Below are 17562 nucleotides of genomic sequence, written 5' to 3'. Positions count from 1 at the left end.
CTTCTCGCAAAGCTAGCAGATTACCAGCCGCACTGACGACCCTTGTTCTGCTCTTCCAAGTATGCCATCAAAGGCTGGAAGTAATCGATAATTGCAGATGCATCCAGATCGCGCTGGCCTGTCAAAGCTTCCATCGCATCCGGCCAAGGCTTACTAGCACCCATAGCCAACATGGTACGCAATTTCTTGCCCGCTTCATCATTTTGATAAATAGAGCAGCGATGCAGTGGCCCGGTCTCACCAGCAGCTTCACACAATGCACGGTGGAACTGGAACTGCTGAATGCGAGCAAGGAAATAGCGGGCATAAGGAGTGTTGCCGGGAATATGGTACTTGGCACCCGGATCGAAGTCCGCTTCTGTGCGCTCTACCGGGGCCTGGATACCCTGATATTCCTCGCGCAGCTTCCACCAAGCCTTATTGTAATCAGCCGGCTGAACCTCACCATTGAAAACCTGCCAGCGCCACTTATCTACCAGCAAACCAAAAGGCAGGAAAGCAATTTTATCCAGCGCCTGCTGCATCAGATAACCGATATCTTTGCTCTCATCCGGCACCTCATCCATCAGGCCAATTTCCTTCAGGTACTTAGGTGTGATAGACAGGGCAATGGTATCGCCGACAGCTTCGTGGAAACCATCGTTGGCCCCCTCTTTATAGAGGAAGGGCTGCTCCTTATAAATGCGCTGATAGAAGTTGTGCCCCAGTTCATGATGGATAGTAACCAGATCTTCTCCGGTCTTGTTAATACACATCTTGATTCGGATATCATCCTGGCCGTCCATATTCCAGGCGCTGGCGTGACAGACAACATCGCGATCACGGGGCTGCGTGAACTGAGAACGCTCCCAGAAAGTTTTGGGCAATGGTTTGAAGCCGAGAGAAGTAAAGAACTTCTCACCCGCCTTGACCATATCCTGCTCACTCATACCCGAGTCAACAACGAGCTGGGTCAGGTCATAGGGTGCCTGCATGTCATCGTCTTTGACCAGGTCATAGACATTGCCCCACTCCTGAGCCCACATATTACCAAGCAGATGTGCGGGGATTTTACCCTGAGCAGGTACTACCTCATCACCGTAGTGATCATTTAGTTTGGCGCGTACATGGCAATGCAACGCCTCATACAAAGGCTTCACTTTGCCCCACTGAGCATCCATATCGGCAGCGAAGGCATCTGGCTCCATATCGTACTTGGAGCGCCAGAAAACACTCAGGTTATCGTAACCCAGCTCCTCAGTGCCGGCATTGCCGATCTCCACTTGACGCTCATACAGAGGCTTCATTGGAGGGGAAACTTTACGCCAGCCCACCCACAAATCCTTGAGCAGCTCTGGGTCGCGGTTGGTAGCCATAACCTGACCCATCTCGGTCAGGGTGTAACACTTTTCAGCCCCTTCCTCTTCCCGACAGTACTTACCGGCACCATACATACCCTGCATTTTCGAGCCGATCTGGGCCAGCTCAGCGGTCAAAGCGGGATCTTTCGGCGCCGGGAACACCAATCCCTGCTTCAGCATGGTCAATTGGCGACGGGTATCTGGATCGAGCTCCAAGTCATTAAACTTTGCCGCTTCAGAAGCGAGCTCCACAGCCATCGTTGTATAGCGCTCGGAGGCGAGGGCTTCTACATACTGTGAATCAAGATTGATATAAGTGGATGCCAACCAAGCAGCGTGGCTCATTTCCTGAGCCATTTTCTCCAGGCGGGCCTGGGCATCATTGAGGAATGCCTTGGCATCCTCAGCAGTCAGCGGGCCATTTTTGGCCGCTGGGCTTTCTGCGGTGGCCTGAGCCACCCCCATGGATTTAGGTGACTGCTGATTGCTGTCACAGGCAGACAGCGCTACTGCAGCGGCAATGGCAAGAGCAACTTTCTTCATCTTCCCCTCAAATAATCGTTATTGGGCCTAGCTATAACTGTCGCCGTTTATAGCATAAGCAAGCTGCTAGCAGCGACGGTAAGCTTATGAGTTAGCTACAGATCGACACAAAATCTCACGTATTCGGCGGTTTCTGGGGAAAAATACGGCGTGATCGGGTACGGCTGCCAACAGACAGAGGGACGATTAGCCTCAGAGGCCATCTGGCGAAGAATCAGGGAAAGCTTTAAAAAGGAAGGCGTTTAAGGAGGCAGCCCAACCAGCAACACCCTCGGCACATGATACCACTGCTACCGTTGCTCCCTTCCGGGCCTGGCGGGGTTCGCAGCTGCTCATTGCGAGGGGACCGGAAGGGCCACCACAACGATCTTCGGTGCATCCGAAGAGGGCGCGATTATAGAGGGTTAAAGGCGCAAGTTCCAGCCCTATTAACAGGTTATAATAGGCGACTACTACTTTATCCCGTTCTGAAGAGTTAACCATGCATCTGTTTGTCGATAATTTGACCAATGTTGATTTCAGCTACCTGGACCACCAGCGTGGTTTAGTGGGCGAAACCTGGCTAGCGAATGCCGCCCTGGATGGGGCTCTCGATCACCAGGGCATGGTTTGCGATTTTGGTATCGTTAAAAAGACATTGCGCCACTGGCTAGATGATCAGCTGGATCACCGCCTCCTGGTTCCGATCCTCGCCCCTGGCCTGGCACTAGCCCATCAAGACGGCAATATCTCTCTCAAGTGGCAACTCGCAAGCGGCGAGCAGATTTCAGTATCTGGACCAGAACAGGCATTCGCCCTAGTAGAGAGTGGTAGCATCAATGCTGAAAGTGTTGCCCGCTGGAGTGTTCAGCAACTGGCTAACTCCTTCCCTGCCAGTGTTGAGCAGCTCAAGCTATCTTTTGAAGACGAGCAAATTCAGGATGCCTTTTACCACTACAGCCACGGACTGAAAAAACATCAGGGCAATTGCCAACGTATTGCCCACGGCCACCGCTCTCGCATCCAAATTTTTGTTAATGGAAAGAGAGACAAATCGCTAGAAGAAAAGTGGTCTCAACGTTGGAAAGATATTTACCTGGGTACCCGTGAAGACCTGCGTGAAGAAAATAAAGAGAATGGACATAGCCTGGTCTTCGCCTACAGAGCCCAACAGGGAGATTTCACTTTGCAGTTGCCCGCAAGCGCCTGTGAAATTTTGGATTGCGATACCACTGTTGAGCAGCTGGCTCAATATATCGCCACGACTCTTGCCGAACAGTACCCCGGCAGTGAAGTCAGAGTGCGCGCCTATGAGGGGCTCGGCAAAGGAGCCATTGCCAGTGCTAAGCTCTAGCCTCTGTAAAAGCCACTAAAACCAACAATTCTCCATAGTCTCAAGAGACTTGATTTTGAATCTGATTCTTTTGCAAGAAGCGGACTTTATCAGCCCTGATGTCGTCCGCCTCTCTGGCCGTCGGCTAGAACATATTGTCAATGTCCACCGGGCCGAGCCCGGTCAGCAACTGCGCGTAGGTCTGCTGGACGGAAATATCGGCTATGGGCAAATCACTACTCTCGCCGATCAGCAAGTAGAGCTCCGGGTGGAGCTAAGTAAAAACGCTCCACCACCTCCTCCCATCACCCTGATCCTGGCGCTGCCACGCCCCAAAATGCTGAAGCGCATTATCCAGCATGTCACCGCACTGGGAGTTAAAAAGCTGGTCTTGATCAATAGCTACCGGGTGGAAAAGTCTTATTGGCAAACCCCATGGCTAGAAGAGGAAAAGCTTTTTGAACAATGCCTGCTTGGGCTCGAGCAAGCCGTCGACACACAAATGCCAGAAATTCTATTGCGCAAACGCTTTAAACCTTTTGTGGAAGATGAGCTACCTGAGCTGTGTCAGGGCTCTCAAAAACTGGTTGCTCACCCGGTCGGTGGCACTGCTTGCCCAGTAGACATCGGAGAGGCCTGCACCCTGGCAATTGGTCCTGAAGGGGGGTTTATTGCCTACGAAGTTGAGAAGTTAAAAGAAGCGGGGTTTCACTCTGTACACCTGGGTCCACGAATTCTCCGAGTAGAAACAGCCCTACCAGTTCTGGTTAGCCGACTTTTCCCCTCCTGTTAAGTGTAAGTCTCGAATCGTGGTCACATGCCAATTTCACAGTGCATGTGACCCATACTTCTCATATTTATTTCACAAGCCATTAATATCGCTCGCCCCAAGCTTTCAAAAAGCTACGGCAATATGGTCTTGTTTACCGCAAATTGTCCTGGACTCAAATTTGAGACTTTTGCACGCTTCCTTCATGAATATTTCATCATTTTGTCACAATTAAGACATATTTTGCGGCCTCGTTTTACTTCCCTAGGCTCTGAGATCACATGTACCTTTTTCTTCAACGACTGTGCCGCTCATTAATACTATTAATACTGCTTGCTACTAACCTTCTAAGCCCTTTCGCCACCGCTGAACTTCCTCCTTTTCCTTCAGACAGCAATGGAAAGCTATTTAGCCTACACGGCTCCAATACTATTGGCGCACAACTGGCACCCAACTTGGTTCAAGACTATTTCACTGCGAAAGGGGCGAGTGACATTAGTGTCCAGCCACTAGACGCTCCCAACGAAATCCGTATTCAGGCAAAAGTTGGCAACAATTCTGTATTTGTCGATATTGCTGCACATGGTTCCAGTACGGGTTTTACTGGGTTAAAACTGGCAAAGGCCGATATCGCCATGGCTTCGCGCCCAATCAAAGACGGTGAATTCACAGAGCTGAGCACGCTGGGCGATATGCGCAGCCGCAATGCGGAGCATGTCATTGCCATAGATGGACTGGCCATAATAGTGCATCCACGCAACCCACTTCACCAACTGACCCTACAGCAAATAAGTGCTATTTTTTCTGGTCAAATTAAAGACTGGTCGGAACTCGGTAAAGGCAAAGGGCGAATTAACGTTTATGCCCGAGACGACCAATCAGGCACCTGGGATACTTTTAAGAGCCTGGTACTTGGCAAGCGTTACGCTCTCACCAGCAGGGCCAAGCGCTTCGAGTCCAACGATCAACTTTCCGACCGTGTTACCTCTGACCCCCGCGGAATCGGTTTTGTTGGGCTAGCATCCATCCGTCAGGCAAAGGCTGTAGCCGTTTCTGACCAAAATACACTGCCGCAGGCTCCAGAGCACCTAACCATTGCTACGGAAGACTACCCACTGTCCCGCCGCCTTTTCCTATACACTCCGATTTATTCCTCCAACTCTACAGCGAAAGAATTTCTGCGTTTTGTACAGAGTGAGCTGGGACAGGAACAGGTGAAATCCTCTGGATTCGTCGCGCAAACTCCCATCGGCTTTAAACCAGAGGATTCTCGAGAAGGACCAAGCGAATATTTGAAGCTTACCCGAAATGCTGAGCGACTCAGTATCAATTTCCGTTTCTCCGAGGGCAGTGCTTCCCTGGATAACAAGGCTCAGCAGGATTTTGAAAGGCTGGCAAAGTACATGGAAAAGCCACAGAACCAAAGTCGAAAACTATTACTTGTCGGGTTTGGCGATGAGAAAGTCAGCCCTGAACGTTCGGTTATCCTATCCAAACTTCGCGCAGTTACCGTACGTTCAGCTCTGCGCGATTATAAAATTAGTACCGCGCCAGTGCAGGGTTTTGGTGCTTACCTCCCAATCGCCTCGAATAACTCCAGCGCAAAAATTAAAAATCGTCGAGTTGAAGTTTGGCTACTCTAGCCATTAAAGTCCGGCCAGAATCAGGGAAGAAGAAGCGAATAAGGCTGGATAAATAGACATCTAAAGGGAGGCTACCGCGGTCTCCTGTTTTACGACACAAATCATTGTATTTGTTGAGAAATGAAAAATAGTTAAGGAGCAAAACTATTTTTTCTTAGGGGAAGCGGAGCTATCGTTCAAGGGTAACGATAAATTAGCAATAAAAAAGCCGCGTTTAAACGCGGCTACAATGGTGGCACAAGCCACCAGGTCTCACAGAGAGGAACGCCAAAGAGCGCTCCGGGGAAAATTTCCCTTCAAAACAAGCGCGTTACCGCTTTCTTGTTCAAGGTGCGGCTGACGCAGCCGCATCCCATTAAGCTACGGCGCCTTCCGCCTCAGCTACTTTTTGCAAAGCCAGCTTCGGATCTACAAACTCATATCCCAGTACATCGGCAACTGCCTTGTAAGTCACCATACCGGCGTGAACATTCAGACCTTCCAGCAGGTTGGCATCATCCAGCAACGCCTGCTTAGCGCCTTTGTTTGCCAAGGCTACAGCGTAAGGCAGGGTAGCGTTGTTCAGAGCCATAGTGGAGGTACGCGCTACACCACCGGGCATGTTGGCCACACAGTAGTGCACTACACCATCGACAACGTAAGTGGGCTCCTGATGAGTGGTCGCTTTGGAGGTTTCGAAACAGCCACCTTGGTCGATAGCTACATCCACTACCACTGCACCCTTCTTCATACGGCTGATGATATCGCGGGTCAGCAGCTTGGGAGCTGCGGCGCCAGGAATCAGCACCGCACCTACGACCAGGTCTGCTTCCAGGGCGTGCTTTTCAATCGCATCATTCGTGGAGTACTCGGTGCGTACAGCACCACCAAAAATGTCATCCAGCTGACGCAGACGTGGCAGTGAACGGTCCAAGATAGTGACGTCAGCACCCATACCCAGCGCCATCTTGGCGGCATTGGTACCAACAACACCACCACCGATAATGAGCACTTTGGCAGGTGCTACACCGGGAACACCACCCAGCAATACACCGAGGCCGCCCTGAGCTTTTTCCAGGTGATGCGCACCACATTGTACAGACATACGGCCGGCAACTTCGGACATGGGGGCCAGCAGAGGCAGGCCGCCAAAGCGGTCAGTCACAGTTTCATAGGCGATGCAGGTTGCACCAGATTTTACCAATAGCTCGGTTTGCTTGGGGTCTGGAGCAAGATGGAGATAAGTGTAGAGAACCTGCCCTGGGCGCAGCATTTCGCACTCATTGGGCTGCGGTTCTTTCACCTTGACGATCATATCGGCAGTAGCAAAGATCTCTTCCGGAGTCTCGATGATTTTGGCTCCGGCCTGCTCGTACATTTCATCAGTAAAACCGATAGCGGCACCGCCATCTTTCTGTACGATTACTTGGTGACCATGGCCGATCAGTTCGCGAACACTAGACGGCGTCAGGCCAATACGGTACTCGTGGTTTTTGATCTCTTTCGGGACGCCAATCAACATTTTCTGCTCCTTAATCTCTGCGTTTGGCGTAGTCTCCGCAAAAAGCTTGGAGCTACACCTACTTTCTGTGTTTTACCCAGTATAGGGCCACTCTAAAAGTGGATTTCTACAAGAATTTTTAACAAACTAGTGGAATCAACTGCTTACAATAGTAACAAGACTGTTTTTTGATCTGATCGCCCACAAAGGAAACAAGATATGCGCAAGCGCGCGGGAGAGCTGAATACCGTAGACCGCAATATCTTGCGGGTTCTGCAAAAAAATGGCCGTACCAGCTATGCAGAGCTAGCTCGTCAAGTGGGATTGACTGCTACGCCATGTGTCGAGCGGGTGAAACGGCTGGAAAATGATGGGGTTATTCAGGGCTATACCGCGCTGATCAATCCAGAGTTCCTCGACGCAGCCCTGGTGGTTTTTGTGCAGATTCGCCTAAACCGTTCCGCCCAGGACGCCTTCGAAGAGTTCCGCAATGCTGTAGCAGCCCTGCCGGAAGTACAGGAGTGTTACCTGGTATCAGGCAACTTCGATTACCTGATCAAGGCACGAGTTGCCGATATGAGCGCCTACCGTAAGTTTTATGGTGAAACCCTTCTGACCCTACCGGAGGTACAGGAGTGCACCAGCTATGTGGTAATGGAGGAAGTGAAAGAGACTTTAGAGGTGCCGGTCCATTACAACCGCTAGCCCCAATTTGCGGAGTTAGATCACAAGAGAGACGACTGATCCATCGCCTCTCTTGCTTGCTAACAGTAAATGAAATCAGTACTGAATTCCGAGCTTTCGATAGATGAAGCCTATCACCCAGGCGGGGCCGATAAGCAGGAATTGAATATCCTTGAAGAAGGAAGGTTTTTTCCCTTCGATATGGTGACCGATAAACTGAAAAATCCACATCAGCACAAACAGTCCCAGCGCGGTTTGCCAGACGGGTATTCCCAGCCGCTCTACCACAGACCAGGCCCACAGGCACACCAGCGTTAGTGCAGTCATCCCCAGGCCAATGGAGAATGACAGGGCGAAATAGAACAACATCACCGGCACTGTGATCACTACGGCCCAATTTAACCAGGGTATTGATGCCATAAATTGCGGCTGGGGTATGGCCCATAAGAGGCCAGCGACGGTGGCGTAAATCACTGGTACCGCAATCCAGTGAATCGATTTATTGACGGGGTTCTGATGGCTTTCACCATATTCGGCAAACCACTGTTGGGCACTGCGCATGACAATCTCCTTTTCTTATTTTTTATTGTCAGACGCTCATCTTGCTAAACAGCTGCAACGCAATCAATGGCCGAATGTATCAGGCAAAAGCGCAAAGTAATCAGCTAACGCCGTACATAGGCATCCAGTTGGGTGTGATAGAGCTCTGCCATTTCCTCGTCGAAACAACAAAAAACAATACTCACTGGCGCCCCTTCCCTCTCCTGGTGTTGCTGTACCTGCTCTACAGCAATTTCCACAGCCTGCCTGGGAGGGTAATCGTAAACACCGCAGCTAATCGCGGGGAAGGCTATAGAGTACATGCTCTCTCGCCGCGCTAAGGCCAGACACTGGCGATAGCAGCTCGATAGCAGCTCTGGCTCACCCAGGCGGCCCCCGCGCCAAACGGGTCCGACCGTGTGATAAATACGTTTAACGGGGATTGAGAAAGCGCTGGTAGCACGGACCTCGCCAACTGGACAGCCGCCGATACTTCGACAAGCTTCCAGTAGCTTAGGACCTGCGGCACGGTGAATGGCCCCGTCCACACCACCACCGCCGAGCAGGCGTGTATTGGCGGCGTTGACGATGACATCGACGTTCAATCGTGTGATATCACCGAGATGAACTTTGATCACTCAGTATCTCCAACCGCTATTTGAATAATCGCTGCGGATGGAAATCCTTTTCGCTTCACAACAGTCGCGCCCATGAGTAGGACGCGTCCTCTGCACTGCAGACAAGTGGCCGGGCCAATGCAACAGGGCCCCGCAGCCCCCGGGCTTATCCCAGCAGTTTCTTGTGTTGGGAGGCCACAGTTTCCGGGCATTTCGTCAGCGCGCTAACTATGACGATAGCAGCTGCTGAGAAAATGAAACCTGGCAGCAACTCATAGATATCGAAGATTCCCCCAGACAGCTGCTCCCAAATCACTACGGTAAGCCCACCGACAAGAACCCCCGCAATGGCTCCACTGCCCGTCATACGGGACCAGTAAAGGCTGATCAACAGTGCCGGGCCGAACGCGGCACCGAGTCCTGCCCAGGCATAGCTCACCACATCCAAAACCTTGGAATCCGGATCCATCGCGATCCACACGGCGATCAGGGAGAGCCCAACAACAGCCCAGCGCCCCACTTTAACCATGGCCTCCGGACTGGTCTTGCGACCAAACCAAACATGATAGATATCTTCCGCCAGTGCCGCAGATGACACTAACAGCTGGGAATCTGCTGTACTCATGATGGCTGAGAGAATTGCTGCCAACAGCACACCGGCAACAATCGGGTGGAACAACACCTGAACCAGCTCCATAAAGACAGTCTCGCCATCGGGAAGCCCTTGTTGCATTTGCAGGTGGGCGAAGAGACCCACCGCCATGGCACCGAGAAAACCGATCAGGGACCACACCGCGGCAACGGTTGCCGCTGCCGGCACATCATCAGGGCTGCGCACTGCCATAAAGCGCGCCAGGATATGGGGCTGACCAAAGTAACCCAGCCCCCAGGCCAAAGAGCTGAGAATCGCCACTAAGCCCAATGCCTGGCCGCTGCCATCTGTGAGCCAATGCGTTAATTGCGGTTGCTGCGCTTGCAACTGGGCCCAACTGGCGGAGAAACCACCCTGGTCAGAAATCACAACCAGTGGTACGGCAATCAGAGCAGCGCTCATTAATAAGCCCTGAAACACATCAGTCCAGGATACCGCCAGGAACCCACCAAACAGCGTGTAGGAAATGACAGCTATAGCACCAACAATTACCGCCCAGTGGTAATCCCAACCGAATACTGTTTCAAATAGCTTACCGCCGGCAATCAGACCAGAAGCCACATAGAAGAGGAAAAACAGCAGGATAAAGACCGCGCATACCGTGCGCAGGTAGGGGTGCCCCATTTTGAAGCGACGATCCAGGTAAGCGGGAACTGTGAGGGAGTCATCCAACTCATAGGTATAAATACGCAGGCGACGTCCCATGCTAACCCAACTCAACACAATTCCCGAGAACAGGCCTATAGCGATCCAGCCTGCGGAGAGACCGGCAGCATAAGCAGCTCCGGGCAAACCCAGCAGTAACCAACCGCTCATATCCGAAGCGCCAGCCGACAAGGCTGCTACAGCTGGAGGCAGCGAACGGCCACCGAGGAAATAGTCACTGGCATTTTTGGTACGCAAATAGGCGTAAATACCGATCACCAGAATCAGCGCCAGGTAGGCGATAAAAGTTAGGGCGACGAGCCACTGTGCGGACATGGGAATTCCTTCTGCTCAAAAACGGAATGGCACCGAAAGAAGGCAATGACTGCGACACTTGCTCGCTTTTTGAGCAAAATGCACTACAGAACCGGAGCCACTTCAAAAATAATTATGTTTATTGCGCGTAAATCTACTTAACGGCTGGCGCCAACTCAATCCACAAACTAAATATTCAGAACAACCACAGAAAAAAGACAATACTATGGGCATCTGTCTGGACGAACTGCGCCTCCAGGTTATCCGTCCAACCCTCAAGCACTTGAGAGCCTGGAGCCAGGGCATGGAAAACCTTTTGCTGGGCACTGCTGCACAGGAGTCACAGCTGGGCTTTCATCTCAAGCAGGGACGGCGCCACGGGTTGGGGATCTATCAAATCCAGCCACATACACACCGGGAAATCTGGGATAACTACCTGATTGATCACCCCGCACTGGCCTCAAAAATTCGAGGGCTCGCCAGCCAACGGGATTTTCTCGACCACCCCCACAGCGAACTGACCACCAACCTGCGCTATGCCACCGCTATCGCCTGGCTGGTTTACCGCTCGGCAGAAGTGCACAAAATACCCGAATCAGACACCCACGATGTGGCCAAAATGGCGCGATTGTGGCACCAGCACTTCCATCACGGACCCAGTGCCACTACGCGGGATTTTGAATGCAGCTATGCCCAGCTGGTGAGCGGTGCCGATCCTACAAATTCAGCGCCGAGATATACTGGGGCTCAACCTCCTGGGCATCGTCCGGCTCCCACGAATTCACCTGGCGCTGAATTAAATGGTCAGGGCGCTCGGCAGCCGACGGCTTAGAGCGATCCAATTCCAGACTTTCAAAATCGTAGAGATCCCTGTCCGCCAATTGCGACGGGGATATACGTGTTAATGCGGCAAAGATATTTTCACTGCGCCCTGGGAATTTATTGTCCCACTCCCGCAACATCTGCTTGATCGCCTGGCGCTGCAAGTTTTCCTGACTACCACACAAATTACAGGGAATAATGGGGAATTCCTTGAACTCCGCGTAACGGGCAATATCCTCTTCTCGGCAATAAGCCAGCGGGCGAATCACAATATTGCGCCCATCATCGGCACGCAGCTTGGGCGGCATTGCCTTCAGGCGACCACCGTAAAACATATTCAGGAACAAGGTCTCGACGATATCGTCCTTATGGTGACCAAGGGCCACTTTGGTAGCACCGATTTCCTCGGCAAAGCCGTAAAGGGTACCGCGACGCAGTCGTGAACAAAGGCTACAGGTGGTCTTGCCCTCAGGCACCACTTCCTGCACCACCGAATAGGTATCTTTCTCTACGATATGGTGTGGCACGCCAAGGGAGCGAAGATACTCCGGCAGGATATGTTCAGGGAAACCAGGCTGCTTCTGGTCCATATTCACCGCCACCAACTCAAAGTTCACCGGGGCGGTTTTTTGCAGGTTCAGCAGAATATCCAGCATGGCGTAAGAATCCTTACCACCGGATAAGCAAACCATGATTTTGTCGTCCTCTTCAATCATGTTGAAGTCGGCAATAGCGCGACCCACATGGCGGCGTAGGCGTTTCTGCAGTTTGTTGAATTCGAGTCGCTCGCGGCGATTTTCCACTTCGGACATGGTGTCTCTCTAACTATTTCGGTACCGGTGACCGGGGCTGGGGGTCACAGCCATCGCCTATCAGTGTGGAGCGAGGCTTTCATATTGCTAGGAGGCGCGATTGTACGCATTTCGATCACGGAGTACACGACTCCCCATCCGACTTATCCGCTAATAAGAACTCAACACAGGGCCAAACATGCTCCAGCAAGGCAGGCTGTGCTTTGGCGGTTGGGTGGATACCATCGGATTGCATGGCGCCGTCTTCAAGAGCGACAGTTTCCAGGAAGAAGGGCACCAACCCGACCTGTTCGGATTTGGCCACCTTGGGGTAAACGGCGGCAAAAGCATTGGTATAGGCGCGGCCGTAGTTGGGCGGGATACGCATGCCAAGCAGCAATACCTCTACACCAGAATTCTTCGCCAGTTTCACCATCTCCATCAGGTTGCGCTGTAAAGACTGGGGAGGGTATCCCCGCAGACCATCATTGCCGCCCAGCTCTACAATCAGCCAACGCGGATTGTGCTCCTGCATCAGGCGCGGCAGACGCGTCAATCCACCAGAAGTCGTCTCTCCGCTGATACTGGCATTGATCACCCGAACTTTTTTGCCCTTTTCCTGCAAACGCTCCTGCAGTAATTGCACCCACCCCTGCTCTTCATTGATACCGTAGGCCGCGCTGATACTGTCACCCAAGACCAACAAGGTATCTGCCTTACTTGCCTGGGCAGCTCCAATGGGGATAAACAGCAACAGTACCAAGCTGAATTGAGCCGCCATCTGCCGAAAAATGGCTGTCGTCATGTCATACTCTCCAAAAATTCGCGCATCCGTATAGGGAACACAGTATGTCCGCCATTCTTACGGCAGAAAACCTGTATCACAGAGTCTCCACCAGCGAAGGGCCATTGACCCTATTAAACAATATCTCCCTGCAGCTGGCGCGTGGAGAGAGTCTGGCTGTGACCGGTACCTCAGGTTCCGGCAAGTCCACCTTGCTCGGTCTATTAGCTGGATTGGACAAGCCCAGTGAGGGAAAAATCTGGCTGGCCGGCGAAGAAATTACCGCCATGGATGAAGAACAACGTGCGGCGGTACGCGCCCGCTGTGTGGGGTTTGTCTTCCAAACCTTCCAGCTACTACCCGGTCTCACCGCTCGCGAGAATGTCATGCTGCCCAGTGAGCTGCGCGGTGAACGCGGCGCCGCCAAGCGCGCGGAGGAATTCCTGGCCAAGGTCGGACTCGAACATCGCCTGGGCCATTACCCGCGCCAACTCTCCGGCGGGGAGCAGCAAAGGGTCGCCATTGCCAGGGCATTCGCCAGCTTCAGCGGCGAGGATGCTATCCTTTTTGCCGACGAACCCACCGGCAGCCTGGATGCCGGCAACGGCGCCAAGATCATCGATTTACTCTTTAAGCTCAATGCCGAATCCTGCACCACTTTGGTGTTGGTAACCCACGAGCAGCGCCTGGCTGAACGCTGCGCCACTCACTTGCGTATGTCTGCAGGTGCCGTGGAGTCTTACGAGCCCCTCGCCGGTGACGACAACTTCTCGGAGGTATCCGCCTGATGCTGCCACTCAGACTGCTGTTCAGGGACTGGCGCGGTGGCGAGTTGGCGCTAATTGCCTCAGCCCTGATTTTGGCGGTTACCTGTGTCACTGCGATCGCCCATTTCACCGACCGCCTTACCCGGGCCATGGAGCAGCAATCCCTCACCTTCCTGGCTGCAGAACGGGTGCTGCGCAGCAGTAAGCCTGTGGATAGCGCATGGCTGGAAGAGGCCAATAAAAAAGGGTTAGAACAGGGCCAGATAGTCCAGTTTTCATCCATGATCTCCGCCAACGATCAGTTCCAGTTTGTCTCGGTCAAGGCCGTCGACAAAGGCTATCCGCTGGTGGGGCAACTGGAAATCAGCAAGTCCCAGGGAGGCCCTGGAGAAATTGCACCACAAGGACCTCCCCCGGGAGAAGCCTGGGTGGAGTCCCGCCTTCTACCTTTGATGGGAATCCAGCTCGGCGATCCTATCGCCCTCGGCGACACCCAATTAAAAGTGACAGCCATACTGGAACGGGAACCCGACCGGGGCACCAGTCTGTTTGATATGGGTGCGCGACTGCTAGCCAATACCGCCGACCTGCCCGCCGCAGGTGTAATCCAGCCCGGTAGCCGAGTGCGCTACCGCTACCTGTTTGCCGGTGATGACCAAGCCCTAAAGGATTACTTTGACTGGCTCAAACCTCAACTGACTGAACACCAGCGGATCTTGGACCTGCGCGAAGGCCAGCCCCGGGTTGCCTCTGCCCTGGATAGAGCCGAGTCCTTCCTGTTTCTCGCCGCCAGCCTGGCCGTTCTCCTCGCCAGCGTCGCCGTTGGCCTGGCTGCCAGACGCTACGGACTGCGCCACGGCGCCTACGTAGCCGTAATGAAAAGTCTCGGCGCCGGGCGTAACAAAATTCTCGGTATCTACCTGGGACAGCTGGCCGCCCTCACCCTGATTGCCACCGCTATCGGGCTGGCACTGGGCACCTTTATCCAGAGCCAGGCAGTCAACCTGATGGAAGGGTTCTTCCCGGTACAACCCCCGGCTACCAGCTGGAGCCCACTGCTGATTGGACTCGCCACCGGCCTCGCTTGCGCCCTGGGCTTTGCCCTGCCGCCACTTTTCCGTTTGGCGCGTACAGACCCGATGCAAACCCTGCGGCACGACTGGAGCAATCCAGACCGACGCGAATGGCTCGGGCTGATTCTCGGCCCCAGCGCCATGCTGCTCCTGATCTGGTGGCTTTCCGGCAGCCTGCTTATGACGCTCGCCCTGTTTGTCGGCATGCTCCTGTTGGTAGCGGGCAGCGCCCTGGTTAACCGACTCCTGGTGCGCGGCAAATTGGCTTCCCTGGGGGGCGCCTGGCGCATTGCCCTGGGTAGCCTGCAACGCCGAGCCGCGTTCAACACTTTATTGATTGCCGCTTTTGGCACCGGATTATTGGCCATGCTGTCCATGGTCTTTGCCCGCACCGCCCTGGTGGACGAATGGCGGATGCAATTGCCGGAAAAAGCCCCCAATCACTTCCTCCTGAATATCGCCCCTCACGATGTTCCAACCATGGAAAATATGCTGGCAGAGGGCGAGGTAAGCAGCACCGAGTTTTACCCCATGGTGCGCGGCCGCTTGGTAGCGATTAACGGCGTCTCGATTAAAGAGAAAAAAGATCGTCCCGGTGGCGTTCGCCGGGAGTTGAACCTGAGCTACACCGATACCCTGGCGCCGGATAACCGTATTTTGGAAGGCGAGTGGTGGGACAAGGCCAGCGAAGGTGTTTCCGTAGAAGTGGAGCTGGCAGCCCAGCTGGAGCTATCACTGGGAGATCAGTTGCGCTTTTCCATCGGTGGCCTCGAAGTAGAAGCCCCGGTAGCCAGCTTCCGCTCGCTGGACTGGAACAGCATGCGCCCCAACTTCTATATGATATTTGCACCGGGCACTATCGATGATTTCCCGGCTACTTATATCACCAGTTTTTACCTCCCACCGGAGGACAAGCTGCTGGTCAACGATCTGGTTCGCGCCTTCCCCAGCGTCAGCGTGATAGAGCTGGATAAGATTATCCAGCGTATCCGCGACACCATTAACCAGGTGTCCTTCGCTATCGAATCAGTTATGGCCCTGATGCTGGTTGCCGGGGTCCTGGTATTAATTGCCGGGGTCCGCGCCAGTATCGCCGAACGATTGCAGGAAGCGGCAATTATCCGCACACTGGGAGGCCGCAGGCGCTTGTTACTGAGAAGCCTGATACTGGAATTTGGCCTACTGGGTTTTGCCGCTGGTTTGCTCGCGGCTATCGGTGCTGAAGCCACCTTGGCTGTGCTGTCTTATTGGGTCTTTGAACTGCCGGTGATATTGCACCCAGTCCTTTGGCTAACCGGACCACTCACCGGTGCAGTACTGGTTGGCACCGCCGGTACCCTGGCCTGTTACAGCTCGATCAGCCAGCCCCCGCTCAGAGTACTGCGCGAACTGGCCTAACTGATGATTGTCTGCTCTTGAGAATAAAGATGTAGTTTTTATGGACCTGGATTTCGATCGCAAACATATTTGGCATCCCTACTCCTCCCTGATCGACCCGCCCCCGGTATACCCGGTGGCACGGGCCGAAGGGGTAAGACTTTACCTTGAAGACGGGCGCGGCCTGATCGACGGTATGTCCTCCTGGTGGAGTGCCCTGCACGGATACAATGTGCCCGAGCTAAACCAGGCCATGCGCGATCAGATGGACAAAATGTCCCATGTGATGTTCGGAGGGTTAACTCACGAGCCCGCAATCGAGCTGTGCAAGAAATTAGTGGAAATCACTCCACCCGGCCTCAACCGGGTATTTCTGGCTGACTCCGGTTCAGTGTCTGTGGAAGTGGCCATCAAAATGGCTCTGCAGTTTTGGCACTCCCAGGGCAAACCGGGAAAGAGTAAATTGCTGGCCCTGCGTAATGGCTACCATGGCGATACCTTTGGGGCCATGGCCACCTGTGATCCAGTCACCGGAATGCATCATTTGTTCTCCGAGCATCTGAACCAGCACCAGTTTGCCCCCGCCCCACAAACCCCTTTCGGCGAAACCTGCCCGGATGAAGATATCCGTGAACTGGAACAACTGATTGCGCAAAACAGCGAGCAACTGGCTGCGGTAATTCTCGAACCCATAGTGCAGGGTGCCGGCGGTATGCGCTTTTATTCCGCAGATTACCTGCGCCGGGTACGAGCACTCTGTGACGAATACAACCTGCTGCTGATTGCCGATGAAATCGCCACCGGCTTTGGCCGCAGTGGCAAGATGTTCGCCTGCGACCACGCCGGTATCAGCCCGGATATTCTTACCCTCGGCAAGGCCCTCACCGGCGGCACCATGACTTTAGCGGCTGCGCTTTGTAGCGACCGAATTGCCGAAGGTATTTGCAATGGCGAGGCCGGAGTCTTTATGCACGGCCCCACTTTTATGGGTAACCCCCTGGCTTGTGCCGTCGCCGATGCCAGTATTCAACTGCTACTCAGCGGACCCTGGCAGGAGCGAGTAACCGCAATCGAACAGCAGCTGACCGAACAGCTAGCCCCATTAAAATCCGCACCGGGTGTCGCCGATGTTCGAGCCCTTGGAGCGATTGGCGTGGTGGAAATGCGCGAGCCGGTCAATACGGCCAAAGTGCAGGAAGCCCTAATCGAACGCGGAGTTTGGCTGCGCCCCTTCGGCAAGCTGGTCTATGCCATGCCGCCCTATGTGATATCTAAAGAAGACCTCAGCCAATTAACTTCGGCGATGGTTAATGTACTGGGAGAGATTTCCTAGCTTCCGAACCAGGTAATTTGTGAAGCCGGTCTCAATAATACCGGGTTAACCGGCTCCTCCTGAAAATAACCCTCT

Annotated in this window: 15 protein-coding genes and 1 other RNA gene; 8 read left to right on the top strand and 8 right to left on the bottom strand. The window is 53.5% G+C overall.

The annotated features are described in order from the left end of the window. Positions 1 to 20: 20 nt before the first annotated feature. Both ACJJIB_RS07030 and ffs read right to left on the bottom strand, forming a co-directional pair. Entirely contained in the window at positions 21 to 1883 is a 1863-nt protein-coding gene (locus ACJJIB_RS07030) for a M2 family metallopeptidase (RefSeq protein WP_444888339.1), read from the bottom strand. Between the two features lie 254 nt (positions 1884 to 2137). Further along, positions 2138 to 2235, bottom strand: an RNA gene (ffs, locus tag ACJJIB_RS07025) — signal recognition particle sRNA small type. Positions 2236 to 2364: 129 nt separating this feature from the next. Here ffs and ACJJIB_RS07020 point away from each other — a divergent pair. The 3 genes from ACJJIB_RS07020 (at position 2365) to ACJJIB_RS07010 (ending at position 5607) form a co-directional block, all read left to right on the top strand. Continuing rightward, positions 2365 to 3216, top strand: a complete 852-nt coding sequence (locus ACJJIB_RS07020) for a 6-carboxytetrahydropterin synthase (protein WP_444888338.1) — start codon at positions 2365 to 2367, stop codon at positions 3214 to 3216. A gap of 55 nt (positions 3217 to 3271) precedes the next feature. Then, positions 3272 to 3988 (top strand): 16S rRNA (uracil(1498)-N(3))-methyltransferase, encoded by a 717-nt coding sequence (locus tag ACJJIB_RS07015; RefSeq protein WP_444888337.1) that lies wholly within the window; start codon positions 3272 to 3274, stop codon positions 3986 to 3988. Between the two features lie 257 nt (positions 3989 to 4245). Next, positions 4246 to 5607, top strand: a complete 1362-nt coding sequence (locus ACJJIB_RS07010) for a substrate-binding domain-containing protein (RefSeq protein ID WP_444888336.1) — start codon at positions 4246 to 4248, stop codon at positions 5605 to 5607. Positions 5608 to 5962: 355 nt separating this feature from the next. Here the strand turns inward: ACJJIB_RS07010 and ald are convergent, their stop codons facing one another. Continuing rightward, positions 5963 to 7108, bottom strand: coding sequence for an alanine dehydrogenase (gene ald, locus ACJJIB_RS07005; RefSeq protein ID WP_252085017.1), 1146 nt, complete (start codon positions 7106 to 7108; stop codon positions 5963 to 5965). Positions 7109 to 7306: 198 nt separating this feature from the next. Here ald and ACJJIB_RS07000 point away from each other — a divergent pair, with 198 nt between their 5' ends. After that, the gene (locus ACJJIB_RS07000) at positions 7307 to 7792 is read left to right on the top strand and encodes an Lrp/AsnC ligand binding domain-containing protein (protein WP_152452263.1); all 486 of its coding nucleotides are present in this window, start codon (positions 7307 to 7309) and stop codon (positions 7790 to 7792) included. Positions 7793 to 7867: 75 nt separating this feature from the next. On the opposite strand, the gene ACJJIB_RS06995 is transcribed toward ACJJIB_RS07000, so the two are convergent. The 3 genes from ACJJIB_RS06995 to putP all read right to left on the bottom strand — a co-directional run bounded on the left by ACJJIB_RS06995 (position 7868) and on the right by putP (position 10561). Beyond that, positions 7868 to 8332, bottom strand: coding sequence for an Mpo1 family 2-hydroxy fatty acid dioxygenase (locus tag ACJJIB_RS06995; RefSeq protein WP_252085016.1), 465 nt, complete (start codon positions 8330 to 8332; stop codon positions 7868 to 7870). Between the two features lie 104 nt (positions 8333 to 8436). Beyond that, the gene (locus tag ACJJIB_RS06990; protein WP_252085015.1) at positions 8437 to 8949 is read right to left on the bottom strand and encodes an O-acetyl-ADP-ribose deacetylase; all 513 of its coding nucleotides are present in this window, start codon (positions 8947 to 8949) and stop codon (positions 8437 to 8439) included. Between the two features lie 145 nt (positions 8950 to 9094). After that, positions 9095 to 10561, bottom strand: a complete 1467-nt coding sequence (gene putP, locus ACJJIB_RS06985) for a sodium/proline symporter PutP (RefSeq protein ID WP_444888335.1) — start codon at positions 10559 to 10561, stop codon at positions 9095 to 9097. A gap of 205 nt (positions 10562 to 10766) precedes the next feature. On the opposite strand from putP, the gene ACJJIB_RS06980 reads away from it, so the two are divergent. After that, on the top strand, positions 10767 to 11372 hold the full coding sequence (locus tag ACJJIB_RS06980; RefSeq protein ID WP_252085013.1) for a hypothetical protein: 606 nt from the start codon (positions 10767 to 10769) through the stop codon (positions 11370 to 11372). Here ACJJIB_RS06980 and ttcA read toward each other — a convergent pair. After that, positions 11257 to 12174, bottom strand: a complete 918-nt coding sequence (gene ttcA / locus ACJJIB_RS06975; protein ID WP_444888334.1) for a tRNA 2-thiocytidine(32) synthetase TtcA — start codon at positions 12172 to 12174, stop codon at positions 11257 to 11259. The genes ACJJIB_RS06980 and ttcA overlap by 116 nt on opposite strands. 115 nt (positions 12175 to 12289) lie before the next feature. Next, entirely contained in the window at positions 12290 to 12958 is a 669-nt protein-coding gene (locus ACJJIB_RS06970) for an arylesterase (protein WP_252085011.1), read from the bottom strand. A 44-nt stretch (positions 12959 to 13002) separates the two neighbouring features. Here ACJJIB_RS06970 and ACJJIB_RS06965 point away from each other — a divergent pair, with 44 nt between their 5' ends. Genes ACJJIB_RS06965 through bioA form a run of 3 tightly spaced genes read left to right on the top strand, consistent with a single transcriptional unit; the run spans position 13003 to position 17487 of the window. Continuing rightward, positions 13003 to 13725, top strand: a complete 723-nt coding sequence (locus ACJJIB_RS06965) for an ABC transporter ATP-binding protein (RefSeq protein ID WP_444888333.1) — start codon at positions 13003 to 13005, stop codon at positions 13723 to 13725. After that, on the top strand, positions 13725 to 16175 hold the full coding sequence (locus tag ACJJIB_RS06960; RefSeq protein WP_444888332.1) for an ABC transporter permease: 2451 nt from the start codon (positions 13725 to 13727) through the stop codon (positions 16173 to 16175). The genes ACJJIB_RS06965 and ACJJIB_RS06960 overlap by 1 nt, the downstream gene beginning before the upstream one ends. Before the next feature lie 40 nt (positions 16176 to 16215). Further along, positions 16216 to 17487 (top strand): adenosylmethionine--8-amino-7-oxononanoate transaminase, encoded by a 1272-nt coding sequence (bioA, locus tag ACJJIB_RS06955; RefSeq protein ID WP_444888331.1) that lies wholly within the window; start codon positions 16216 to 16218, stop codon positions 17485 to 17487. Positions 17488 to 17562 lie beyond the last annotated feature (75 nt).

It is taken from the genome of Microbulbifer mixtoriginis (SeqCode) (assembly GCF_052467705.1).
This window is presented reverse-complemented; position numbering and strand designations above follow the sequence as displayed.

What these genes read in the sequence shown, in the direction of transcription:
- ACJJIB_RS07020 (WP_444888338.1), top strand. Translation starts at nt 2,365, where the DNA reads ATGCATCTGTTTGTCGATAATTTGACCAATGTTGATTTCAGCTACCTG.
- putP (WP_444888335.1), bottom strand. Translation starts at nt 10,561, where the DNA reads ATGTCCGCACAGTGGCTCGTCGCCCTAACTTTTATCGCCTACCTGGCG.
- bioA (WP_444888331.1), top strand. Translation starts at nt 16,216, where the DNA reads ATGGACCTGGATTTCGATCGCAAACATATTTGGCATCCCTACTCCTCC.
- ACJJIB_RS06995 (WP_252085016.1), bottom strand. Translation starts at nt 8,332, where the DNA reads ATGCGCAGTGCCCAACAGTGGTTTGCCGAATATGGTGAAAGCCATCAG.
- ACJJIB_RS06965 (WP_444888333.1), top strand. Translation starts at nt 13,003, where the DNA reads ATGTCCGCCATTCTTACGGCAGAAAACCTGTATCACAGAGTCTCCACC.
- ACJJIB_RS07030 (WP_444888339.1), bottom strand. Translation starts at nt 1,883, where the DNA reads ATGAAGAAAGTTGCTCTTGCCATTGCCGCTGCAGTAGCGCTGTCTGCC.
- ttcA (WP_444888334.1), bottom strand. Translation starts at nt 12,174, where the DNA reads ATGTCCGAAGTGGAAAATCGCCGCGAGCGACTCGAATTCAACAAACTG.
- ACJJIB_RS06980 (WP_252085013.1), top strand. Translation starts at nt 10,767, where the DNA reads ATGGGCATCTGTCTGGACGAACTGCGCCTCCAGGTTATCCGTCCAACC.
- ACJJIB_RS07000 (WP_152452263.1), top strand. Translation starts at nt 7,307, where the DNA reads ATGCGCAAGCGCGCGGGAGAGCTGAATACCGTAGACCGCAATATCTTG.
- ACJJIB_RS06970 (WP_252085011.1), bottom strand. Translation starts at nt 12,958, where the DNA reads ATGACGACAGCCATTTTTCGGCAGATGGCGGCTCAATTCAGCTTGGTA.
- ald (WP_252085017.1), bottom strand. Translation starts at nt 7,108, where the DNA reads ATGTTGATTGGCGTCCCGAAAGAGATCAAAAACCACGAGTACCGTATT.
- ACJJIB_RS06960 (WP_444888332.1), top strand. Translation starts at nt 13,725, where the DNA reads ATGCTGCCACTCAGACTGCTGTTCAGGGACTGGCGCGGTGGCGAGTTG.
- ACJJIB_RS07010 (WP_444888336.1), top strand. Translation starts at nt 4,246, where the DNA reads ATGTACCTTTTTCTTCAACGACTGTGCCGCTCATTAATACTATTAATA.